The organism is Delftia sp. DT-2 (genome assembly GCF_028401915.1).
Taxonomy (GTDB): Bacteria; Pseudomonadota; Gammaproteobacteria; order Burkholderiales; family Burkholderiaceae_C; genus Comamonas; species Comamonas tsuruhatensis.
In genome coordinates this window covers 396,764-419,532 of record NZ_JAQOTI010000001.1, presented here as the reverse complement: position 1 = coordinate 419,532, position 22,769 = coordinate 396,764, and the positions used below count along the sequence as shown (strand labels likewise).

The 22,769-nt window shown below is 61.2% G+C and carries 24 protein-coding genes and 1 pseudogene; 18 read left to right on the top strand and 7 right to left on the bottom strand.

Going from position 1 to position 22,769, the window contains the following annotated elements; all coding sequences use genetic code 11:
* Positions 1 to 37 precede the first annotated feature (37 nt).
* The 4 genes from PO605_RS01990 to PO605_RS01975 all read right to left on the bottom strand — a co-directional run bounded on the left by PO605_RS01990 (position 38) and on the right by PO605_RS01975 (position 4,578).
* The gene (locus PO605_RS01990) at positions 38 to 805 is read right to left on the bottom strand and encodes an SDR family oxidoreductase (protein ID WP_212646138.1); all 768 of its coding nucleotides are present in this window, start codon (positions 803 to 805) and stop codon (positions 38 to 40) included.
* Positions 805 to 2,532 (bottom strand): acetolactate synthase catalytic subunit, encoded by a 1,728-nt coding sequence (locus PO605_RS01985; RefSeq protein ID WP_272205896.1) that lies wholly within the window; start codon positions 2,530 to 2,532, stop codon positions 805 to 807. The genes PO605_RS01990 and PO605_RS01985 overlap by 1 nt, the downstream gene beginning before the upstream one ends.
* Positions 2,533 to 2,622: 90 nt before the next feature.
* Positions 2,623 to 3,576 carry an SMP-30/gluconolactonase/LRE family protein gene (locus PO605_RS01980; protein ID WP_272205894.1) on the bottom strand — a complete coding sequence of 318 codons (954 nt, stop codon included), beginning with the start codon at positions 3,574 to 3,576 and terminating at the stop codon, positions 2,623 to 2,625.
* Between the two features lie 15 nt (positions 3,577 to 3,591).
* On the bottom strand, positions 3,592 to 4,578 hold the full coding sequence (locus PO605_RS01975) for a Bug family tripartite tricarboxylate transporter substrate binding protein (protein ID WP_272205893.1): 987 nt from the start codon (positions 4,576 to 4,578) through the stop codon (positions 3,592 to 3,594).
* Positions 4,579 to 4,725: 147 nt separating this feature from the next.
* Here PO605_RS01975 and PO605_RS01970 point away from each other — a divergent pair, with 147 nt between their 5' ends.
* The 7 genes and pseudogenes from PO605_RS01970 (at position 4,726) to PO605_RS01940 (ending at position 10,985) form a co-directional block, all read left to right on the top strand.
* Positions 4,726 to 5,436 carry a GntR family transcriptional regulator gene (locus PO605_RS01970; RefSeq protein WP_047468874.1) on the top strand — a complete coding sequence of 237 codons (711 nt, stop codon included), beginning with the start codon at positions 4,726 to 4,728 and terminating at the stop codon, positions 5,434 to 5,436.
* Between the two features lie 278 nt (positions 5,437 to 5,714).
* Positions 5,715 to 7,145 carry an AAA family ATPase gene (locus PO605_RS01965; RefSeq protein ID WP_074921572.1) on the top strand — a complete coding sequence of 477 codons (1,431 nt, stop codon included), beginning with the start codon at positions 5,715 to 5,717 and terminating at the stop codon, positions 7,143 to 7,145.
* A gap of 15 nt (positions 7,146 to 7,160) precedes the next feature.
* The gene (locus PO605_RS01960) at positions 7,161 to 7,775 is read left to right on the top strand and encodes a DUF4276 family protein (RefSeq protein ID WP_047468872.1); all 615 of its coding nucleotides are present in this window, start codon (positions 7,161 to 7,163) and stop codon (positions 7,773 to 7,775) included.
* Between the two features lie 737 nt (positions 7,776 to 8,512).
* Positions 8,513 to 8,704, top strand: a complete 192-nt coding sequence (locus PO605_RS01955) for a hypothetical protein (RefSeq protein WP_272205891.1) — start codon at positions 8,513 to 8,515, stop codon at positions 8,702 to 8,704.
* Positions 8,705 to 8,744: 40 nt separating this feature from the next.
* The gene (locus PO605_RS01950) at positions 8,745 to 9,056 is read left to right on the top strand and encodes a helix-turn-helix domain-containing protein (protein WP_272205890.1); all 312 of its coding nucleotides are present in this window, start codon (positions 8,745 to 8,747) and stop codon (positions 9,054 to 9,056) included.
* A 1-nt stretch (position 9,057) separates the two neighbouring features.
* The gene (locus PO605_RS01945) at positions 9,058 to 10,113 is read left to right on the top strand and encodes a reverse transcriptase family protein (protein ID WP_272205889.1); all 1,056 of its coding nucleotides are present in this window, start codon (positions 9,058 to 9,060) and stop codon (positions 10,111 to 10,113) included.
* Between the two features lie 63 nt (positions 10,114 to 10,176).
* Positions 10,177 to 10,985 (top strand): annotated as a pseudogene (locus tag PO605_RS01940) (IS5 family transposase).
* 6 nt (positions 10,986 to 10,991) lie between these two features.
* Here PO605_RS01940 and PO605_RS01935 read toward each other — a convergent pair.
* From PO605_RS01935 to PO605_RS01925, 3 genes are all read right to left on the bottom strand, one after another.
* Positions 10,992 to 11,999, bottom strand: a complete 1,008-nt coding sequence (locus PO605_RS01935; RefSeq protein WP_272205888.1) for an SMEK domain-containing protein — start codon at positions 11,997 to 11,999, stop codon at positions 10,992 to 10,994.
* 1,091 nt (positions 12,000 to 13,090) lie between these two features.
* Positions 13,091 to 14,128 (bottom strand): phage portal protein, encoded by a 1,038-nt coding sequence (locus tag PO605_RS01930; RefSeq protein ID WP_442874691.1) that lies wholly within the window; start codon positions 14,126 to 14,128, stop codon positions 13,091 to 13,093.
* Entirely contained in the window at positions 14,125 to 15,978 is a 1,854-nt protein-coding gene (locus PO605_RS01925) for a terminase large subunit domain-containing protein (protein WP_272205885.1), read from the bottom strand. Before PO605_RS01925 ends, PO605_RS01930 begins: the two co-directional genes overlap by 4 nt.
* Before the next feature lie 155 nt (positions 15,979 to 16,133).
* Here PO605_RS01925 and PO605_RS01920 point away from each other — a divergent pair, with 155 nt between their 5' ends.
* The 11 genes from PO605_RS01920 (at position 16,134) to PO605_RS01870 (ending at position 22,768) form a co-directional block, all read left to right on the top strand.
* Positions 16,134 to 16,979 (top strand): GPO family capsid scaffolding protein, encoded by an 846-nt coding sequence (locus PO605_RS01920; protein ID WP_272205884.1) that lies wholly within the window; start codon positions 16,134 to 16,136, stop codon positions 16,977 to 16,979.
* A 51-nt stretch (positions 16,980 to 17,030) separates the two neighbouring features.
* Positions 17,031 to 18,041 carry a phage major capsid protein, P2 family gene (locus tag PO605_RS01915; RefSeq protein ID WP_272205883.1) on the top strand — a complete coding sequence of 337 codons (1,011 nt, stop codon included), beginning with the start codon at positions 17,031 to 17,033 and terminating at the stop codon, positions 18,039 to 18,041.
* Between the two features lie 82 nt (positions 18,042 to 18,123).
* Positions 18,124 to 18,846 carry a phage terminase small subunit gene (gene gpM, locus PO605_RS01910; protein ID WP_272205882.1) on the top strand — a complete coding sequence of 241 codons (723 nt, stop codon included), beginning with the start codon at positions 18,124 to 18,126 and terminating at the stop codon, positions 18,844 to 18,846.
* Positions 18,847 to 18,952: 106 nt separating this feature from the next.
* Positions 18,953 to 19,438: a head completion/stabilization protein gene (locus PO605_RS01905; RefSeq protein ID WP_272205881.1), complete on the top strand. Its 486-nt coding sequence runs from the start codon at positions 18,953 to 18,955 to the stop codon at positions 19,436 to 19,438.
* A 2-nt stretch (positions 19,439 to 19,440) separates the two neighbouring features.
* The gene (locus PO605_RS01900; protein WP_272205880.1) at positions 19,441 to 19,665 is read left to right on the top strand and encodes a tail protein X; all 225 of its coding nucleotides are present in this window, start codon (positions 19,441 to 19,443) and stop codon (positions 19,663 to 19,665) included.
* Position 19,666: 1 nt separating this feature from the next.
* Positions 19,667 to 19,918, top strand: coding sequence for a hypothetical protein (locus PO605_RS01895; RefSeq protein WP_272205878.1), 252 nt, complete (start codon positions 19,667 to 19,669; stop codon positions 19,916 to 19,918).
* Positions 19,915 to 20,499, top strand: a complete 585-nt coding sequence (locus tag PO605_RS01890) for a glycoside hydrolase family protein (RefSeq protein WP_272205877.1) — start codon at positions 19,915 to 19,917, stop codon at positions 20,497 to 20,499. The genes PO605_RS01895 and PO605_RS01890 overlap by 4 nt, the downstream gene beginning before the upstream one ends.
* Positions 20,496 to 21,077: a hypothetical protein gene (locus PO605_RS01885; RefSeq protein ID WP_272205876.1), complete on the top strand. Its 582-nt coding sequence runs from the start codon at positions 20,496 to 20,498 to the stop codon at positions 21,075 to 21,077. Before PO605_RS01890 ends, PO605_RS01885 begins: the two co-directional genes overlap by 4 nt.
* 1 nt (position 21,078) lies before the next feature.
* On the top strand, positions 21,079 to 21,615 hold the full coding sequence (locus tag PO605_RS01880) for a phage tail protein (RefSeq protein ID WP_272205875.1): 537 nt from the start codon (positions 21,079 to 21,081) through the stop codon (positions 21,613 to 21,615).
* A gap of 3 nt (positions 21,616 to 21,618) precedes the next feature.
* The gene (locus PO605_RS01875; protein ID WP_096915347.1) at positions 21,619 to 22,089 is read left to right on the top strand and encodes a phage virion morphogenesis protein; all 471 of its coding nucleotides are present in this window, start codon (positions 21,619 to 21,621) and stop codon (positions 22,087 to 22,089) included.
* Positions 22,090 to 22,168: 79 nt separating this feature from the next.
* Positions 22,169 to 22,768: a phage baseplate assembly protein V gene (locus PO605_RS01870; RefSeq protein WP_272205874.1), complete on the top strand. Its 600-nt coding sequence runs from the start codon at positions 22,169 to 22,171 to the stop codon at positions 22,766 to 22,768.
* Position 22,769: the final 1 nt, after the last annotated feature.

The following is a 22,769-nucleotide window of genomic DNA, read 5'->3' as shown; positions in this document are numbered from 1 at the left end:
GGGGAAGCGGCGCAGCCGCTCAGGGGGTCGTCCTTCCTCAATTCATGAAGAAGCCGCCGTTGACGTCGATCACGGCGCCATTGGTGAAGCCTGCGGACTCGCTGCACAGGTAGCGGATGGCGGCACCGACCTCCGCCGCCTCGCCCAGGCGCCGCACCGGGATCTGCTCGGCATAGCGGCGGTTGACCTCGTCGCCGGCCTGCTGCGCCATCGGCGTCAGGATGCGGCCCGGCGCCACGCAGTTGGTGGTGATGCCGTACTGGCCCATCTCCGAGGCGATGGAGCGGCTCAGGCCCAGCACGGCGGACTTGCTCAGCATGTAGGCGGGGCCGGCCACGATGGACTTGCCGCGCCCGGCCAGCGAGGACACGTTGACGATGCGCCCCCAGCCCCGCTGCTTCATGCCCGGCAGCGCCAGCTGGCACAGGCGCAGCATGGACAGCAGGTTGACGTCCAGGATCTGCTGCACCTCGCCCAGCCCCACTTCGAGGATGCCGTTGGACTGGCCGCTGGCGTTCTTGAGGCTGATGCCGGCGTTGTTGACCAGGATGTCCACGCCGCCGTGGCGCTGCACAATGTCGCCGACCACGCGCTGGCGGGCTGCCTCGTCGCAGACATCGAGCACCACGGCACTGGCCCGGGCACGCAGTTCCTGCGGGACCCGATCCAGGTCGGGCGCGGCCAGGTCGGCCAGCACCACGCGGCGGCCGTCGCGCAGCAGTTCGATGGCGGTGGCCAGGCCGATGCCGCGTGCGGCGCCGGTCACCAGGGCCGTGCGGATGGGGAAGTTCTCAGGCGCGCTCATCAGTGGCTCTCCGGCGTGTAGAAGGTGATGGGGGGAAAGGCGTCTTCGGTGCACATGACCTCGATCAGCGTGGCCTCTTCGGCGGCCATGGCGGCGAGCAGCGCGGGGGCGATGGCATCGGCCGATTCCACGCGCACGCCGTGGATGCCGCAGGCCCGTGCGATGGCCGCATGGTCCACGCCGCTGAAGTTCACGGCCGAGGTGTGCTCGCCGAACTTCACATGCTCGGCATGCTTCTGATAGCCCAGGATGCCGTTGTTGATGAGGACGGTGATGACCTTGATGCCCATGCGCCTGCAGGTCTCCATCTCCGACCACACATGGCCGAAGCCGCCGTCGCCCACCAGGCAGAACACCTGGCCGCCGTCCTGCGCCAGGCGCGCGCCCATGGCCATGGGCATGCCCCAGCCCAGGCCCGCCAGGCCGCGCGGCGTGAGGAAGCGCTGGCCGGCCCGGCGCGCGGTCAGGTAGTTGGTGACCCACAGCGTGGAGTAGCTGGCATCGGCCACCACGGTGTCCTCGGCGGTCAGCAGGGCGTCGAGCTCATGCATGATGCGTTCGGGCCGTATGGGTGCGGCGCTGGACAGGCGCACTTCGGCCGACTCCTCCCGGTGCCTTTCCCTGCCCTCGGCAATGCGTGCGGCCAAGGCAGCGCGCTGGCCGGTACGGGCCGACAGATCCAGCGCCCCGGCGATGTCCAGCATGGCCTGCAGCGCCAGCCGCGCATCGCCCACCAGGCGCATGGCGTCGTAGTTGCGCCCTATCTCCTGGCCGTCGATATCGAGGTGGATGAATTGCGCATCGCGCGGGTACAGCGTCCAGCTGTCCGTGCCGTTCTGGTTGGTGCGGTTGCCGATCAGGAACACCACGTCGGCCCCGGCCACGAAATCCTTCAGGTAGCGGCCCGAGCCATTTGGCCCCAGGCAGTTGGCGACCACGCCCAGCGACAGCTCATGCGTCTCGGCCACGGCACCCTTGCCCATGTTGGTGGTGGCCACGGGCAGGCTCAGCGCATCGGCAAAGGCGCTCAGTGCCTCGCTGGCACCCGAGATGTGCACGCCGCCACCGGCAACGATGACCGGCGCACGGGCCTGGAGCAGCGCGCCCACGGCCTGTTCCAGCAATTGCCGTTCGGGCACGGCGCGGTCCAGCGGAAAGCGGGCCAGTGCAGCGGGCCGGGGCACGCTGGAGGGCTGGGCAGGCTCGGTGAGCAGGTCGGCCGGCAGCATCAGCGCCACGGGGCCAGGCCGGCCGCTGCAGGCTGCGATGATGGCCTGCTCCACATAGTCTTCCACGCGCGATGCCTGGTCCACGCGCCGCACCCACTTGGTCACGGGCTTGAACAGGCCCATGTGGTCCAGGTCCTGGAAGGCGTTCCTGTCGGTCTGGTCGCGCGCCACGTCCTGCACAAGGGCGATGATGGGGATGGAGACCTTCAGCGCCTCGGCCAGCGGAGCCACCAGCAGCGCGGCGGCCGGCCCGTTCTGCGCGGTGATCACGGCCGGCCTGCCGCTCATGCGGGCATGGGCATCGGCCATGTAGCCGCCCGCGTTCTCGGTGCGGTAGGCGATCTGGCGCAGGCCCAGTTCCTCGGCGGCCAACACGAACATGCTGGGCAGGCTCTGCCCGAAGAACTGCGTGATGCCGTGCCGCTTCAGGACCCGGGCCACCAGGTGGCCTACGGTGTCCTGCTTGTTCAATCCAGGGTTGCTCAGGGGTTTCGACATGGGGTGCGGTTTCCGTTCAACAAAAAAAGGCGTAGCGGCTCCCTCGCCATGGCAATCGCCAGCGATACGGAAAGGGAAGCCAGGGGGAACTTATCTATTCAGGAAATTCAAAGGCAATCCAGGACACGGCCAGTCCAGCGCCACCAGCCGCCCCGATGAAGACAGGGTGACGAAGGCGGTCTTCAGGTCTGGGCCGCCAAAGCAGATGTTGGTCGTCATGGGGTCGGGCAGCTCGACCCGGTGCAGCACCTGCCCGGCCGGCGAGACCACGGTGATGCCGCCCTCGCCCAGCGTGGCAAGGCAGATGTTCCCTTCGGCATCCACGGCCAGGGAGTCGATGTTCTGCATGCCCGGCAGGCGGCAGACCAGCCGTCCGCCATTGGGCGAATCGGGCCAGGGCCGGGCCAGGATGTGCCCGGGCTCGCCGATATCGAAGGCCCACAGCCGCCCCGTGAAGGTCTCCGCCACGTAGAGCGTCTTCTCATCGGGAGAAAGACCGATTCCGTTGGGCGACCACAGCGGGAAGGCGGCCTCGCGGATGGCGCTGCCATCGGCCAGCGCGTAGCAGACGCCGCCCCGGTCCACCTCGCGCGGCCGCACCTTGCCGTGGTCGGTGAACCAGAACCCGCCATGCCGGTCGAAGACCAGGTCGTTGGGCCCCTTCAAGGGGCCGCTGCCGCTTTGCGTGTACAGGCATTCGACCTGGCCCGAGGCCAGGTCCACGGCCTCTATGCGCCCGCCCGAATAGTCGTTGGCCTGGCCTATGGGCCGCAGCCCATGCTCCACACTGCGGTGCCACTGGAAGCCACCGTTGTTGCAGATGAACAGCTTGCCGCCGGGGCCTATGGCGGCACCGTTCGGGCCTGCGCCCAGGTGGACGAGTTGCCGCCTTGTGCCATCGGCCGTCACCCGGGTCAGCCAGCCGTTGGCGATCTCCACCAGCACGACCGATCCATCGGGCATGGCCACCGGGCCTTCGGGAAACTCCAGGCCGTCGGCCAGTGCCCGGAGCGAGGGTTCTGTTTTTTGCAGCGTGTATGTCATGTGCGCCTCACTCCATCAATCGATGCTCAGGTTCAGGCGCCTGATCACGGCACCGTATTTCTCGGAGTCATCCCTGACCATGGCGCGCAGCTCCTGCGGAGTGGACGGCGAAACCTCCAGCGCCATTTCCGAGAAATTCTTCTGCAACCGGGGATCAGCCAGGGCCTTGTGCAGCACGGCGTTGAGCTGCTCCACCACGGCGGCCGGCGTGCCGCCAGCGACGAAGGCGCTGAAATGGTTGGCGATCTCCACCCCGCGCGCGCCCGCCTCGGCGAAGGTCGGCACATCGGGCAGATGCGGCGAGCGCCGGTCTCCCGTGACGGCGATGACCCGGACCTTGCCCGACCGGGCATAAGGCACGACGGTGGGCAGGTCGGACATGAAGACGGGCACCTGCCCCGCCAGCAGGGCCTGCATGGCCGGCGCACTGCCCTTGTAGGGCACGTGCACCATCTGGATGGCGCTGCCGGCCAGGAACATCTCCATGGCGAGGTTGGTGCCGTTGCCATTGCCGGTGGAGGCATAGCTCAGGTCGCCATGCGACCTGGCATGGGCCACCAGCTCCCGGACACTGCCTGCAGGAAACGAAGGCAAGGCCACCAGCGCGATCGGATTGCGCGCCAACACGGTGACCGGCACCAGTGCGCGCTCCGGGTCATAGGCCAGCTTCCTGAAGAGGAACGGGTTCATCGACGCCACCGAGGGATCGAAGACCGCAAAGGTATGGCCATCGGCGGGTGCGGCCTGCAGGGCCTGCACGGCGATCACGCCCGAGCCGCCAGGGCGGTTGTCCACCACCACGGCCTGTCCGGTCTGCCCCGTGATGGCCGCCGCAATCTGGCGCGCGATGTTGTCCGAGGCCCCGCCTGCGGCATAGGGCACCAGGATTCGCAGCGGCTTGGATGGATAGGTGGTGGATGCAGCGGACGCCGCGCAAGAAAGGCTGATAAGGGCCGAGCCCATGGCAAGCCATTGGCGGCGGTTAGATGGTGATACGGGCATGTTTCCTCCCTGGATTTTGATGCATGGTACTTGATGCATCAAACATCAAACATGGGGTTAGCCCGTGGACCAGGCACGCTCGGATGTGACGGTCACCCCACCATCCCCCGGGAGGTACCATTGCGCCCAAGCAGTTGCGGAGGCCCGATGTCCAGCGTTTTTTCACAGATCCGAACCAATCAGACCCTTGCCGAAAAAACCTATCTGCAGATCCGTGACGCCATCGTGAGAGGCCAGCTGCAACCCGCGCAGCGCCTCGTCTACCGCAGCCTGGCCGAAGAGTTCGGCATCAGCCCCACGCCCGTGCGCGATGCCATACAGCGCCTGGCCTCCGAAGGCGCCCTGGACCTGGACGACCGCGGCGTGGCCACCGTGCCCGTGCTCAGCGTGGAGCAGTACGTGGAAATCATCGCCCTGCGCATCGAACTGGAAGGCCGCGCCGCCGCAGCCGCCGCCAGCCGCCATCCGGGCCAGGGCTTCATCGACACCCTCACCCGGCTGCACCAGGACCTGGAAAAATCCATCGCCGTGGACGACGACGCCACGCTGATCGCCAACGAGCGCTTCCACTTCTCCATCATCGAAGCCGCGCAGCAGCCCGTGCTGGCCAGCCTCATCGGCCTGCTGTGGCTCAAGTGCGGCCCGTCCGTGCGCTACCTGTACCGTGGCACCTACGCCCGCGCGGCCGAACATCCCCACATCCGGCTGATCCATGCGCTGGAGCAAAGGGATGGCCCCGCCGCCCGGCAGGCCGTGGTGCAGGATCTGCAAAGCGCCTGCCTGCATATCCTCAGGAAGATTGCCAAGGATGATGGGATGGCGTTTCCGCAGGAGTGGGTGGTGGCGGGCATGGGGTAGAAGCACTGTAGGTACGCCTCGCTGCAGTTGGCGCAGTAAGGATATAAGTGCCTGACTCCAAGCCTCCGTACCAGAATGTGCCTTCTCCTCCGCTGCATCCGACTCTCTTCGGACATATTTGAGGGTGGCGACCTCAAATTTCCCAAAGTTGCAAGACCATCGCCCAGCGCATGGCGTCATACTTTGACGGTGCTCGGCTAGGCCCTCACGATTACGTTCTGTAACGACCCCACACCGCCTAAGCCAAAGCATCGCCTGCAAATCGTCCAAGGAACATCATGTTGACTCGCTTGAAAGTCTCTGGGTTCAAGAATCTCCGAAAGATCGATGTCCAGTTCGGTCTGTTCACATGTATTGCTGGCGCCAACGGTGTCGGGAAATCGAACCTGTTCGATGCGATAACTTTTTTGTGCGATTTAGCGTCTATGCCCATTCTCAAGGCATGCAGCAACGTGCGTGGCACACATGGTCGAGCATCTGAGTTTGCATCTCTTTTTTTCCATGAAAAAGGTGAGAAAGAACTTCGAATGGAGTTTCTCGCAGAAATGATCGTTCGCAATGAGGTCGTTGATGACTTTGACCGCAGTGTCAAGCCAACAGCAACATTGCTTGAATACTCCTTGGTGCTTCGACTTAATACAGAAGCAGCACCGGGCTCTTCAAAGGATCCGATCTACATCGAGCACGAAGAATTGCGTGCCAAGCCATCCAGTGAAGCGCAAAAATTCCTTGCATTCAACGGTGGCTCAGATCTGGCAAAGAATAAGAAACTCATCTTCGGACCCGGTGCACGTACGTCGCCTTTCATCCAAACCGATAACAAAGACTCGGACGTCACGATCCTGCTACGCAGTGATCGAGGCGGCGGTCAGCCTCAGAAAATCTCGGCCCGCAAGAGTCCTCAAACCATTCTTTCTGGCGTTAATCTTTCATCGCACCCAACGGCATTGGCAGCCCGCCGAGAAATGCAGTCCTGGCGCATGTTGCAATTGGAGCCTTCGGCATTGCGCGCGCCGGATGATGTTTTTGGCGATGCGTCGCTTTCCTCAACTGGCGCGCATATGCCTAATACGTTGTTTCGCTTAGGGAGATACGGAGACATCGCAAACAGACTGGCCGACCTGATTCCCGGCGTGACGGCCTTGGATGTAGATACCGACGAGGCGAGGCAGCAACGCACATTGTCAGTAAAAATGAGCGATGGACGTCCGTACTCTGCAAGCTCTTTATCCGACGGAACGCTTCGTTTTCTTGCCCTTGCCGTACTTGCCAGTGATCCAGATGCCGAAGGACTGGTGTGCTTGGAAGAACCTGAGAACGGCATCCACCCTTTGCGCATTCCAGAAATGCTTCGCTTGGTGAAAGAGCTTTCCGATGCTGACCTATCGGGAGAAGAACTGGCCGTTCAGCATTCACTGCGTCAGGTCATTATCAATACACACTCTCCACTGGTCGTCGCTGAGCTTTTGGACGACGAGCTACTGTTTGCGGAGTCTTTGCGTCTGCGGGGAGCCTCGTTCGCAAATTTCAAACCGATTAAAGGGACTTGGCGAGAGCGTGTGTTGGCAACTTCCGAGACAGGCTTTATCACAAGGGGTGAGTTGCACGCCTACCTATCTGGCATGAGGATGAAATCGAAGAGCAATGGCATAAAACATGTTGTAGACCATTTACCCAGTGAGACACTGGATCTTTTTCATAGTGCTTGATGGGATGGTCAGTGCATGAAAACCCTCACAGCGACCTTGATCACCGACGGAACCTCCGACCGTACTTTGCTACCCATCGTCCAGTATCTTCTGGATGAATGGAGCCCACTTCCTCATCGCACGCTTTTTGCTGAAGGCCTTCATTCAGGATCACTCAAATCCAGAATACCGCGGGTAATAGAGCTTTTCCCTTGCGATCTGCTATTTATTCACAGAGATGCAGAGCGCGAACCTCTTGCGAACCGCGTTCAGGAAATTCGGACTGCACTGGCGGAATCTGTAACCCAGCATCGGCCGCATATCTGCCTTGTGCCTGTACGAATGACCGAAAGTTGGCTGTTGTTGGACGAGAGGGCAATCCGCTCAGCAGCAGGCAACCCCGAGGGGCGCATTCCGCTAAAACTTCCCAAGGCAAATGCCATAGAAGAGCTGGCAGACCCCAAGAGCAAACTGTTCGAGTCGCTGACCGCCGCCGCCGAGGTGACTGGAAGGCACAGACGAAGATTCCATCCGGAAGCGGCCCGGCATCGCGTAGCCGAAATCCTGGATCCCAGTTTGCTGCGTCAACTTGAGTCTTTCAAATTTGCCGAAAAACAGGTGATCGATTTTTTCCGTGCCAATTTCACCTGATTGACTTCAAGCGTGAAGCCACCGCGGCCTCCCAACCACTACGAACCACATCAGGCCGACCGTCTATCCCACGTAGTCAATAATGTGGTCTTTGCCTGTCACCTTGCAGCCCTCAAGGAAACGGTTTGAGGAGGGCAGCACGACAAACGTACACCTGCGCCTTCCTGCGGCCCCGCGCCATCCAGGCAGGCCTTGCCCGGCACCTTCGCGCCGCTGCAACCTGTTGATTCCCAAGCCAATGAGCGAACTCTCGCAAAGCACACAGCCCTCTCCGGCCCCTGATCTGTCGGCGCACACGCCCATGATGCATCGGTGAAATTCCACTCAATTAAATGGGATCTTTCTTGGAAAAGTTACGCTAAAACTTACGCCAACAAAAGTACTGAGAACGTAGGGACCTCCTCTGTAGCCGACCCTTGCCTCCGAAAAATCTTCGCTGATAGCGAATATTTTTATTGACAACAGAAATTTCGAAGCTAAAGTACGTACAGCGGCTAGAGATTCAGTCTCGCGACTGGGGAAGCGAAAGCTTCGTGGAGGCGAAAGCCTCTGATCCGTCCCTGGCACTGCACCCCTGCAGCTGAACGGGATAGGCGCGTCGGCGAGAACCGACGCGTTAATTGAGCCGAGGGAAATGGACGTGGTTTTCTCTAAGTTTGGCAGCTGATGTGACTTGCGAGAGGCTTACAGCAATTCCGCTGAAAGTCGTCACTAAGCTTGTTCGAAAGGGACAAAAAATGCCATTCTATAAACCCGCTAAATCACGTCTGGTGAAAGGAAGGAAACAAAGGAAGCTTCCGGCTGATGATATAAAAAATCTGAAGCCCTCTTTGCTTACTTTGCTTGGTGCCTGCATGAGTATTGTTGGTGGATTGGGACGAGTTCTCAATTTTATTGACAAAATCATTGAAAAAATCAAGGATTCCTGAAATTCACCTACCTCGATTCTCTTAATTTTCAGGAGGCTGTATGCTAGGCGAAGCGTTACGGCTTATTCGTGTCTACCACGACCTTACTCAGACTCAGCTATCATATGAACTGGGACTGTCAAACTCTTTTCTCTCAGAGGTGGAATCTGGAAAAAAGATTCCCTCTTTAGAAATTCTTGGAAAATACTCAGAAAGATTTGATATTTCAATGTCTTCTCTGCTATTTTTTTCCGAGAGTTTAGATGAACAGAAATTTGGTTCAAAAATCAAGTTTTCCGTGGGGAAAAAGGTTCTAACATTGCTTGAATGGGCTGCGAACACTTCTAAGAAACGCACTACTGCCAAGGTGTAATATGCTCGGCTACGCATTTAACCAATGTGCACTATTCAAAACCCGCTCTAAAGGTCGCTTGGCGGATTTGCTATGCACAAACGTAGCCAACTTAAAAAGATTAACAGGCCCCGGGCAATATAAAACATTTACTCTTCCGGAAAGTGTGTGTGAATTCACGGGAAAAAAGAAGGATTCACGTAACGTCGAAGAGCCAAAACGTGAGCTTAGAAGAATTCACGACAGAATTCGAGAACTACTCTCACGAGTCGCGCTTGTCGATTATGCACACGCTGCGGTAAAGGGGCGTTCTTATAGAACGAATGCACAGGCACATCAGAAATCTGAGATTGTTGCCAATTTTGATATCAAGCGATTTTATCCATCCACGTCGCAGAGTCATGTAACGCAGTTCTTCTTTAAGGAAATGAAATGCTCCGCTGACGTGGCGACACTTCTCGGAAAAATACTTTGCTACCGCTCCGGCTCAGACAACACAGGCCGCCTTCCAACGGGTAGTCCAGCAAGCCCGATAGTCTCCATATATGCAAACAAGGCTATGTTTGATGCGCTTAATAATTTAGCGCGCGCATCTGACTTAATTTTCACATGCTATGTGGATGATTTAACTTTTTCAGGCAAAAAACTCCCCCCCCGGCTTCATAGACGCGTAAATTCCATAGTTCTAAACAACGGGCACAACCTAAAGGATGCTAAAACAATAGTCTTCGGGAAAGGTATGGTGAAACATATCACAGGTGTCGCGATCAAAGATGGGAAAATCGCCGTACCTCACTCGCGGTTCTTTAAAGCACGTAAGATCGAAGAAAAAATTTCTAGAGCAGGTACATTTTCTGAGCAAGCCATGCTTATGAGAAAACTCTCCGGATTGCTTGGAGAGGCCGCATCAATAGATGAAAATTACAAAAAATGGGCAACAGAGAGCTATAAATCACTAAACATAACGAACCATAAGACTATCATTACATTTGACGGCGAGATAATCGTTAAGAAAAGGATCAAGCCATATCCAGTGGTTTCTTCAGTCCTCCCCGAAAGCCCTCCTCCTTGGGATTAATTCTAATTCATAGGACCGAGTAAGAGTAGCTAACCACTTCGTCGAAGGCCCCGCAGAGCGGTTATGCTCGCTCCCCTCGTGGCACGACGACCCGTAAGCAAAGAACTTTGGCGACAGCAACAACCCCTGATCCCAGCCCTCGTGCCTTCTTCCAAAAGCGGTGCACGCAAGCTCGCAGTCAGCGATGAAGCTGCCCTCAGCGGCATCTTGTTCTTGCTGCAAACAGGCATTCCCTGGCAAGACCTTCCCAATCTCTTGGGTATGGCAGCGGCATGACTTGCTGGAGACGCCTGTGCGGCTGGAATACTGTTGGTGTATGGGAGCAGTTGCACTAGGCCATGATGAATCGCTTGCGTGAACATGACCAGATTTATTGGAGCCGGGCCAGCATTGTTGGCTCGTCGGTGCCAAGCGCCTGGGGAGTCAGGAAACAGCCCCCCACGGACAGAACAAGCTCGGTACCAAGCGGCACATCGTTGTAGACGCCAGAGGCATCCCACTGGTGATGTTAGTCAGCGGTGCGTATGACTCCAAGATGTTCGAGACATGCGTGGACGCGATTCCTGCGATTGCAGGCTTGGCAGGGCATCCCCCGTAAAAGAACAGCCAAGCTTCACGCCGACAAAGGCTACGACTTCAAGCGATGCCGGGCCCATCTAAGACAACGGGGCATTATCGGCCGGATTGCCAGACGAGGCGTTGAGAGCAGCGAGCGGCTGGGCAACAGTGGGCGGTGGAGAGGAAGCACAGCTAGTTGTTTGCAGGCTTGGCAAGCGGCGAATTCACTTGAACGACGGCTGGATATCCACGAAGCGCTGTTGAAGTTGGCAGCAGCGATCATCTGTGCGCGGTTCGTGGATCGGTGGTGTTAGCAACTCTTAATAGGCCGAAAGGTCAACGGATCCGATGATGTTCCGCAGGCTGAGCTTTTTTTCTTTGGCGAAATCCAAAAAATTGATCCGTAGATCTTTTTGGTCGACGGGAATCGTAATGCCAATCTCTGGCGGGTCGCTTTCGTCGCAACACACATCAACAAAACCAGCGTGCTGGAGAATGTCTAGCTCGCCTTTCAAATCATCACCACCGTATAATCGCTTCACCTTGGAGAGCAAGAGATAAGACCACTCGTCCCGAGTAAAGTATCTTCCTTTTCCTTCTTCGCGACGTTCGCAGAGCATCGTGAGGAATTCACGGGTCATGCGAGGAAGTTTCGAGAGCTTTGTACCCAGCTCGAGTAGTGCTTCTTTTACCTCAGTGGCATCTATTTCATAGTTACCGATCTCCATGATGTAGGCTGCAAAACCGACACCATCACCGATTTTCGGCTTGGTAATGGTCTCCCACATGTCATACCCAGACGTCGCGTAAACGCCATGTTCGTCTGGCACCTCCAGTTCCACTTTGAGCCGGGCCGAGTTCGCTCGAACGAATTCGTATAGCAACGTGAGGCGATCAAGCGGCAGGTCAATAGTCATCCGCGCAAGTGTGTTGAGATCCCAAATATCGTGGTCTTTATCGAATTCGTACTTAACCGCCAGTTCCGAATCAATTGTGTATTGACTTTGCCGGGAGTTCATTCCAAGCACAATGAACTTACCGTACCTTGCAACTTGTTCAGACGTGAGGTTCGTCAACGTCTTATTGACCTTCTGTGAGTTGGCAGTCGAGGTCACCTGTACGCCTATTTTTTTCGCCTCATCGCCCAAATCGATGCCGGGCTCATTGGATCGTTCCATGTTCAGGTTCTGGAAGTTAGCCTCCATCAAGATGTTTAAGAAGTCCCTGAAGTAGTTCTCTGCCACGACCGTCAGATCGTACAACTGAACCGCATTTCTCATCCTGACTTGATCACCCAAGCGGGCCAGTTCGTCAATGATTTCTCCCACCAGATAGCCTCTTGTCAGCACAGTTCGTCCCTCGTCTTCTCAATGCAAAGCAGTATTACACCCGATCCGCTGCTCAATGTGAATTAAACGGGTCGATGCAACACAACAACTGCACCTAGCAGAAGGAGTTCTGACCATGAAGTCACGACCTCGGACTACTACACCAAAGCACAGAAGGAGCTGATGCGGTCACGCGGGAGGTCCACACGATGCCTTCGGACCCCTATTTCGCCTCGCGTAGCTCGCCAACCCCGTACAGATGTTCCGGCACTCCGTCCGCCGCAGGGTGGTCACTGGGGTCGAAGGACGGCTGGATATTCACGAAGCGCTGCCGAAACTAGCAGCAGCGATCATCTACGCACGCTTCGTGGATCGGTTGGTGTTAGCCAGTCTAAATGTCTTGCTCGTCCACGGAATCCTCTACCAGGACATTTTCAACACGTGGGGGTGCCGTCATACCCCGGATCTCACCGTCAAATACCGTCCTGGGAACCACACCGCGCATCGCCGCGCAAGCCGCGCCGCGCTTGGCGCCGGCCCCGGCCGGCAGGGCCGTCAGAAACCACACATTTAGGGCGGGGGCGAGGCGGGGGTCTCGGCGCGCGCTGGCGGTCAAGATGGGCTGTTTCGGCCGGATGGCGGGAAAGGGGGTGCCCTGAGATGGGGGCGTGCTGGGGCGTGGCGGGCCGCTGGGCAGCGCGTCGGGGCAGCGGCAAGGGGTGGAGCATGCCGCATGCGTCGAGCGCGCTGGAGGCCTGCGGGTGCGTAAGCGGAAAGTTACAGATTCAAATACACTGTATATTTAAACAGTAGAACACTGTATATTCACACAGTATTAGCGAGACACAAGGGGCCACAGTGAGCGATAGCACAGAGACGGACGAACCCAATCAAGCGGCAATGCGGGACATCTATGCAACCATGATTGCCTTGGACGCACTGCTGCAGGCAGCGCAGGCCAACCCCGTGCCAGCGTGCCACGTCCGTCAGCTGCTGCAACCCGCTCTCAGGACGCTGGACCGCGCCACCAGCTGACCGCGCCAATGAAAAAGGGGCCTGCATGCAGGCCCCTTTGTTCCATCGTTTCCCGTCTACACCAGACCTTGCTGGGCCTGCTCAACGCTGGGCAGCAGGTAAGGGTCAAAGCTGCAGACAACATCCCCCATCCATTCATTGATGGCCTGCGCGAAGTGCGTCTGCAGGGGCTGGATTTCGTTGCGCGCGAACACCCGGGCAGCGTTGACCACATCGCCGAAGCCCCCTGCATTGGCCGGCACCACGCCCATGAGCTGCGGCGGCACGCGGTGGGCGGCCAATTGGTCATCGCGGCTCACGTTCTTGATGTTGAAAAATTCATCCTTGGCCGCCGCCTCGCCGATGGGCAGCAGCTGGATGGCTTTCTCTTTGCCACCAGGCGAATGGAAAAACAGATTGCGGAAGTTGCCCATGCCCTTGGATGACTTGAGAGCCTGGCGCAGCGCATCCACATCGTCTTTAGCCACTTCGGGATCGCTCAGATAGAGGATGTATCCGGCATGGCTCCCATTGTTGTAATACCGGCGCCGAAACAGTGTGGCCGACTCATTGAGCCAGGCAGATTGCAAGGCGGCCAGGTACTGCGGCAGTCCATAGATTTCCTGGTGCACATCGGGCTGGAAGATGTGGCAAATGCTGCCCTCGGGAAACGTGTGCTCTTCCTGCCAGGTGCGACGGAACCCGAAGAGTCTCAAGCCACGGTGCCGCCGCGTGTACTTGGACAATACGTGGCGCAGGGGCAAAGTGCCACCCAGACGATTGCGCGGGCGCTCCAAGTAGCCATTGCCAAAAACAAGGAAGTCCAGAGCAGCCCAATGCACCGTGGCTCGGCTCAGCAGCGGATGCGGCCGCAGCGTGCTTGCGAGCACCTGGGCCTTGAATTGGATGGCGCTTTCGTGGTGGGTGGCAGCGCGCAGCGTGCGCGCCAGGCCATCGAAGCTGATGGGGGTTTCGTACCAATCCCCATTGAGCCAGCATTCCACGTAATCCAAGATTTCGCGCCGGTCCAGCACGGCCTCGGGATCGCCGAAAGAGAAAGCTTCGGCAGCGGCCGGCGCCGCCATGGTGCCCGCTTGGGCTATGGTGTCTATCATCCGTAGATCTCCAAAGTCGTGCGCTTGGGAACGCCGCCCACGGCGACGGCCTCCAGTGGCTCGTTATCCATTGCATTCATGCAGGCCCAGGCCAGATCCGCGTGGCTTGTCTCGCCGCCACGGCCGGCCGCATAGGTCACGCTCTTGCCCGAGCCCGTCAATTCGCGCTTGATGGCCATGAAACTGCGCTGCAGGTCCACGTCGCCGGAATCGAATTCAAAGCGGCCGGCACGCATCAGGCTTTGCGCCTTCATCACCAGGCGCGTTTTCACCTCCACGCTGTACTGCAACGACTTCACGCCAGGGAAAAATTTCTTGACGATCTGATACACGCCCTGGCCCAAGCCCGTGGTGTCGATGCAGATATGGGCCACGTTGTATTTCTCCGTCATCTTGCGGATGACCTCGGCCTGGTCCTCAAAGTCAGGTTCCTTGAATTGGATGCGCTCCAGCACGCGGAACTTGCCCCCGGGCCTGTCTGGCGCGGCAAGCACTACCAAGCCGGCAGAATCGCCCGTGTGGCTGGGGTCATAGCCAATCCACACGGGTTTGCTGCCATACGGCCGCAGCGTGAACGGCTTGAAATCGTTCCATGCGTCCCAGCTGTCCGCATGGCAGCGCATCAGCGTGGACAGCGGGAACACGGCGAAGGTGTCATCGACAAACCCGCACATGAGCAGGTTGTCCCACTCCTCGTCCGAATACTCGAAGCGCAGCTCGTCAAGGTCAAACAGATTGCAGCCGCCGCGCTGCGCATCCAGCACCGTGACAATCTGCCGCCATATCTTGTCCTCACCGGTGAAGCCGCCAGCCAGGTGCGAATGGCTCAGGTCCAGCTCTATGCGATCCTTCTTGGCGCGCTTCTTGTTGATGCGTTCGGCGCTCCACAGCGCATAGGCCTGGTGCTGCAGGCTGCTGGGCGTGGAAAACAACGTCTTGCGCCAATGCTTGTGAATGGCCATGCCGCTGGCCACCTTCCACAGCTCCGTGAAGTTGTTGACCCAAAAGAATTCATCGAAATAGAGATTGCCGTGGTACGACTGCGCGGTGCGGGCGCTCGTGCCCAGGAAATACAGCGTGGCGCCATTGCTCAGGACGATGGGATCGCCCTTCAAATCGATATCGCAATGCTCCTTTGCAAACGCGATGATGTACTGCCGGAAAACATGGGCCAGCGCACGGCTGGCCGAAAGAAAAATCTGATTGCGGCCCGTCTGCAGGGCATCAATTAGGGCCTCGCGGGCGAAGTACCACGTTGCCCCGATCTGGCGCGATTTGAGGATGGCGCGCGTGCGCTGCTGGATCTGCTCCCACCAGGTCTTTTGGTAGTTGAAAAGTGAATCCAGAAAAGCCTGCGTGATCTTGTCCACGTCCTCGGACGTGAAGTGATTGCGCTCCGGCTGCTTCTTCGGCCCGGCATTGCGCTTTTCAATGGCCGGATTCAGATCCGTTTCGCGGCCCGTGCGCTCGTACTTGTGCACGCGCGCCAAGCGCTCCATGGCACGCCCCAGCGCGTCCATTTCCTTGTAATCGCCGTTGCCCTTGCCCTCCTTGTGGATGAGCGTGCACAGGCGCATTTCCAGCGATCCCTCGACGCGCTCCACGGGCTTGGCCGCGTCCCATCCATCGGCCTTTTTCCAGTCGTGCAGCGTGGTGCGCGCAATGCCAAGGTGCTCGGCGATATGCGTGATGCGCCACCCCATCCAGTACAGCGCCCGAGCCTGGCGCCGCTGGCCCGCCTCCCCGTCTGCAGTGAGGTCATGCAACAGCTGCACCTGGTCGGGCGGCGGGGCGTCGGGTTGGATGGGAAAGGGGTTGGCAGGCCTCTTTCGGCGCACGGCAGAAGTCATGCCATCGAGTGTCTGCATGCCATCGCGCGCGCGCATCACCTTTGCCCGCTGTGATCGCCTCGCACCGGCCATTCAGTTGGACGCCTACGCGGTGCGGCGGGAGCATAGAGGCATCCCCAAAAGGGGCCTATCAACCTACTCGCCAACCTGCACACATGAAAAAGTCCAAGTTGTTCCGCGTGGCTACCGAAGGTGCCACTACTGATGGTCGCACCATTTCTCGCGCGTGGATCGAGCAAATGGCTCGCAACTTCGACCCGAAGAAATACGCCGCGCGTGTCTGGATCGAGCACATGCGCGGCCTGCTGCCTGACAGCTCGTTTGCAGCCCAGGGCGACGTGCTTTCCGTGCAGGCCAAGCAGGAGGCAGACGGCAAGCTTGCGCTGTATGCGCAGATTCAGCCCCTGGACTCGCTGATCGCCATCAACCAGAAGGGCCAGAAGCTCTATACCTCCATCGAGGTGGACCCCGATTTCGCGGGCTCCGGCGAGGCCTACATGGTAGGCCTGGCCGTCACCGACACGCCGGCCAGCCTGGGCACCGAGATGCTGCAGTTTGCCGCGCAGCACCCGAACGCCAGCCCGCTGGCGGGCCGCAAGGTCAAGCCGGGCAACCTCTTCACCGCCGCCGAGCATTTCAGCCTGGAGCTGGAGCAAGAAGCCGCCGCCCCTCCTGGCAGCGAGGCAGGCGCCATGCAGGCCGTGGTGGGCATGTTCTCCAAATTGCTGGACAAGCTCTCCCCGCCGCAGCCCGAGAAGAAGCCCGAATCTGTGCAGACGCACAGCGCTACGGCTGACCAGGCACCGCTGGTGGAAGCCTTTGCCGAGGCCGGCAAGGTGCTCAAGACCATGGCGGAAAAGCAGGACGAAATGGCCGGCCAGTTCGCCCAACTGCAAACGCAGCACAAAGAACTCGTTCAAAAGCTCAGCCAGCAGGAGCAGCCGGGCCATCAACGCCCACCCGCCACGGGCGGCAACGGCCAGGCCTTGGCCGACTACTGACCGCCGCGACCGGCCCAACCGACCACCAACGAATCACTGAGGAAACCCACAATGCGCAACGAAACCGCTGCCCTCTTCGATGCCTACACGCAACGGCAAGCCCAGCTGTCGGGCGTGGCCAGCGTCGGCCGGCACTTCAACGTCTCGCCCTCCGTCCAGCAGAAACTGGAGACTCGCATGCAGGAATCGAGTTCGTTCCTGAAGTCAATCAGCGTGCTGCCCGTCACGCCTCAGAAGGGCGACAAAGTGGGCCTGAGCCTGACCCGCCCCGTGGCCAGCCGCACCGATACCGACGCGAACGGCCCCCGCAAGACCAAGGATCCGACCGGCAAGGACAAGAGCGGATACGAATGCCGGCAGATCGATTCCGATACGCACATCAAGTACGCGATGCTGGATGCCTGGGCCCATTTCTCCGACTTTCAGGTGCGCATCAGCAACCTGATCGCGGAACGCAATGCGCTGGACCGCATCATGGTGGGCTGGAACGGCGTCAAGGCCGAGGCCACCACCAACCTGACCACCAACCCGCTGCTGCAAGACCTGACCAAAGGGTGGCTGCAACGCCTGCGCGAAGAAGCGCCGCAGCGCGTTATGTCCTCCGGCAAGGTGGCGGGCAAGGTCACCGTGGGGCCGGGTGGCGACTATAAAAACCTCGACGCCCTGGCGATGGATGCCAAGCACTCGCTGATCGATGCGTGGCACCGCAAGAGTGCGGCTCTGCGCGCCATCTGCAGCGATGACCTGATGCATGACAAGCTGTTCCCCATCGTGAACAACAACGATCTGCCCAGCGAGCGCCTGGCGGCCGACATGGTGGTGAGCCAGATGCGCCTGGGCGGCACCCAGGCCGTGACCGTGCCGTTCTTCATCGACGGTGGCCTGCTCATCACGCCGCTGGAGAACCTGGCCATCTACTGGCAACGCGATGCGCGCCGCAAAGCCATCATCGACAACCCGGCCATGAACCAGGTGGACTTCTTCAACAGCTCCAACGATGACTATGTGATCGAGGACTTTGGCGCCTGCGCCTTCGTCGAAAACATCGAATTCGTCGAATAGCCCAGCCCCAAGCCTAGGGGCCAGGGCCGCGCAGCAGCTCAGCGGCGCGGCCCATGTTGCAAGCCACCACCTGGAACCCACCATGCCAATGACTCCCGCGCGCCTGCACCGCATGCGTGTGCTGGCGGAACAAGAGGCCGCCGCATCCGCCGCCATCGACCCGCACGGCCCCATGCAAGGCAGCGAATACCAGCTGATGCTGGCCACGCTCCACGCCCACAAGTCCACGCTGAAAAACATCAAGGCCGTCGAAAACAAGATTGCGGCGAAAGCCAAGTTCCTGCCCGACTTTGATGCCTACATCGACGGCGTGCTGCAGGCCGATGCCGGCGCCATGGACCCTGTGCTGGTGGAAGTGCTCGTGTGGCAGATCGACGTGGGCAACTGGCCCCGCGTCCTGGAGCTGGCCGACTACGCGCTGCGTCACCAGCTCAAGATGCCCGACCAGTACAACCGCGACCTGCCGGCCGTGGTCATGGAGGAAACCGCCGAGGCCGCCATTGCCGGAAAGCTGGCCGGCCATGACGCCATGGTCACGCTGGCCAAGGTGGACCAGCTCACCACCGGCCTGGACATTCATGACCAGGTGCGTGCAAAGCTGCACAAGGCCATCGGCTGGGCCGCCATGGGCAAGACCACCACCACCGAAGTGGACCCCAAACAGCTGGAGCTGCAGCCCGTGCAAATCGCGCTGGAGCACCTGACACGCGCCGTCGCCTTGTTTGACAAGGTGGGCGTGAAAAAAGATGTGGAGCGATTGGAGCGCCGCTTGACCGAGCTGCAGCAGTCCGACGCTCCCACCTGAGCGCACCCCCCGCGCCGGGCGGCTCCGTGGCCACGGCCATCTGGCCATGCCATGCACGGCCAACGCCACGGACCACCGCCCACCTACAACCCCGCCGCCGCTCACCATGTCGATGATCGCCACCGCCAACCCGCCCACCTCGGCCACCGAGCCCACCGTGACCAATGACGGATGGTTCCCGGATATGTTGCCCGCTGCCGTGCGCGACGCATGCCGCCTCGACGGCACCGCGACCAGCCCCCGCCTGCTGCCGGCCCTCAAGGACGCCATGCTCAGCGTCAATGCCGAGCTGGCCGAGTGGGCGGCCGAGCAGCGCGCCCGCTGGGGTTATGAACGGCTGGGCGACGTGCCCGCGCCCCAGGTGGGCGGCGAAAGCGCCAAGCTCCTGCACTACCGCCGCGCCGTGCACGAATGCCTGCAGGCGGATCTGCAGGAGGCCTACCGCGAAAGCGCGGCCACCAAGGTGGGCGGCGGCGGCGAAGAAGCCGTGCGCGAGGCCCTGGCGGCCAAGGTGGACTACCACCGCAAAAACCAGCGCTGGGCCATTGCCGACCTGGTGGGCCGTGCCCGCTGCACCGTGGAACTGCTGTAGCCATGGCCACCACCAGCAGCCCCACCACCACCGTGCGCGCGCATGAGCACGACACGCTGGACGCCCTGTGCCACCGGCACCTGGGCCGCACGGCCGGCGCCGTGGAAGCCACGCTCAACGCCCACCCGGGCCTGGCCAAGCGGGCCGCAGGCCTGGGCGCCGGGGAGCCCGTCCAACTGGTGGCCGCGCCCGCGCGGGCCCGCCCAATGATTCAACTGTGGGACTGATATGGACCGCGAAACCATCGTGAAAGCCGTTGCCATGGAGGGTGCCAAGGCCGCCCCGCCCGTCACCGTCGTGGCCGCCAACGTTGCCAACGGCTGGACCATGACCCACACCGCTACCGCGCTCACCATCATCTACGTGCTGCTGCAGGCGGCCTACCTGGTATGGCGCTGGAGCAATGAACGCGATGACCGCCGCGCCAAGCAGGCGCGCGAAGCCATGGACCAGGCCGAAGCCTGCAAGGTGCGGGCATGAGCGGCCAGCGCATCCCCGCCAAGCTGCTGGGCATCGGTGCGGCCATCGTCACCGCCTGGATTGCGGCCGAGGGTTTCAGCTCGGCGCCCATCGTGCCCGTGCAGGGCGACGTGCCAACCATCGGCCACGGCGCCACGCACTACGAGGACGGCAAGCGCGTGACGATGGCAGATCCGCCCATCACGCGCGAGCGCGCCCGGCAGCTGGCCACCAACCTGCTGGAAGCGCAATACGGCACCTGCGTGCGCGACTCGCTGGGCGACACGCCCATGCATGCCGCTGATTTCGCCCAGGCTGTGGACTTTGCCGGGCAGTACGGCTGCGGCGCCTGGCGCGGCTCCAGCATGCTGGCGCGCACCCGGGCCGGCGACTATGCGGGCGCCTGCCAGGCCTACCTGGCCTATCGCTACATGACCAGCGCCCGGCAGGAGGCCGCAGGCTGGACCGCCTACCAATGGGACGGCGCGGGCCGGCCGCGCCGCTGGCGCTTTGACTGCAGCACGCCGGGCAACCGCGTTTGCCGCGGCGTCTGGACCCGGCAGCTCGCGCGGCACAGCGCCTGCATGGAGGCCCTGACGTGACACCACACCACCACCAGCGCGGCCTGCTCGGCTCGCAATTCCTGCTGTCCGGCGTGCTGCTCCTGGCCTTGCTCCTGGCCACGTTCTACATGGGCGTGCTCTACGAAGGCCGCAGCGCCGCCAAGGCCCAGCAGACCGCCCTGCAGGATCAGCAGCGCAAGGCCGACGAGGCTGTGGACAAGCTGCGCGCCGAGCGCGACGACACAGAGCGCGACTTGCGCAAGCAGATCGCCGACCACAAAGCCAAACTCGAAACCATCCAAGGAGCCGCCAATGCCTCTCACCAAACCCATGTCGCTGGCGTGCGTGCTGGCACTGTCCGCGTGCGCGTCCCCATCGTCCCTGCAGTGCCCTCCAGCTGTGGACCTTCGCCACGCGGCCCCGCCCAGGGTGGAGCCGCTGGGCCTGAAACCGCGTATGCCCAACTTGACCCAGAGGCAGCAGCAAATCTTGCCGACATCGCCCACGATGGGGACCAGGGAATCCGGGAGCTGAATTACTGCATCGACCGATACGAGCTGATGCGCAAGGCCATGGACCGCTGGACCGAGCAGACGCTGGCCGGCATGGGGGGCTGACATGCTCAAGCTGCAGAGCCTGCGCGACTTCCTGGCCCAATGCGCGCCCGACCTGGCGCGCGACCCTGAGAATTTCATCGTCTATGGCGATGACGGCCGCCTCATCGCCACGGGCACGGCCTCGCTGTCCTTCGAGTACCGATACACAGCCTATGCCACCCTGCTGGGCTACGCGGGCCACCCGGACGCCATCATGGTGCCTCTGCTGGCCTGGTGCCAGGTCAACCAGCCCGAGCTGTTCGACAACCCCGCCAAGCGTGAGAACGCCATACGCTTTGGCGTGGCACCGCAAAGCGCATTCACCTACGACCTGGGCATAGAGATAGACCTCACAGAGCGCGCCATTGTCACGCCCGACCCGGGCCACGACACGCGCCTGCGCATCACACACCCCGACGAACCCGGCGCCGTAGGTCTGCAGCGCTTCGATGGCAAGGACGTGCGGCAGCTCGAAGTCTGGGAGCTGTGGATGCGGGACGAAAAGCTTGCGACCTGGGAATTTCTGCCGCCCGCCTGGCGCCAACGCATGCCGCTGTAAACCATGGCCCAGGAACTCAAGGCCCTGGAAGATTGGGCCGGCGCCTTCCTCGAAAAGCTCAGCCCGCCTGAGCGCAAACGCCTGGCGGCCCAGGTGGCGCGCAGCCTGCGCACCACCAACACGCGCCGCATGACGCAGCAGCAGGCGCCAGACGGCAGCCGCTGGGAAGCGCGCAAGCCACCCCCGTCGCTCAAGGGCCGGCGCAAGCCCCGCTTTGAAACCAAGACCGGCCCCATGATGGCCAAGCTCAAGCGCGCCAAGGCCCTGCAGGCCAAGGGCCAGACAGACGGCGCCGTGGTCGAATTCCTGGGCCGGGCCCAGCGCGTGGCCCGCGTCCACCACTTCGGGGAAACCGACAACGTGAACCCCGGCCGAGGCCCGCGCTACGACTACCCGGCACGCGAGCTGCTGGGCTACGGGGACGAGGATCTGGACAAACTGCGCACCCTGGTGCTGCAGCACCTGAAACTCTAGATCGCCTCTCGGCGGTTGCACCGCCAGGCACCGGCCATGCTTGTGGCCTTCGCGCGCGTGCGTGGCCACCATGGGGGCCATGGAATCGCCCGTCGCACAATCCGAATCGCCCTACGAGACTGCCCGCCGTCTGGAGAACGCCATACGGCGCGGCACCGTGGCCGCCGTGCGGCTGGCCAGCCCGGCCCGCATCCGCATCAAGGTGGGCGACAACACCACGGACTGGCTCCCCTGGCTGGCACTGCGCGCTGGCGGCGCCCAGGGCGGCCGGCACTGGTCCCCGCCCGTGGTGGGCGAGCAGGCCGTGGTGTTGTGCCAGGGCGGCGACATGACCCAGGGCGTGGCCCTTGTGGGCCTGTACTCCGACGCCATGCCGCAGCCCAGCGACCAGCCCGATTGCGAGCGCATGGAGTGGGCAGAGCACAACTACCTGCAGTGGCTGCGCGGCGCCCTGGAAATCCTCTGCCTTGAATCCATCACGCTGGACGTGGGGCAGGGCCAGTGCCGCCTGCAAATGACGCCTGACAGCCTGCAGTTCAACGTGGGCGGCGCATCGCTCAGCATGACGGCCGAGCGCATCACTACCAGCGTGGATATCGTGGCCCAGGGCATCAGCCTCGCCAGCCACCGCCACAGCGGGGTGGAGCCAGGCCCTGCCAACACCGGGGGGCCTCTGTGAT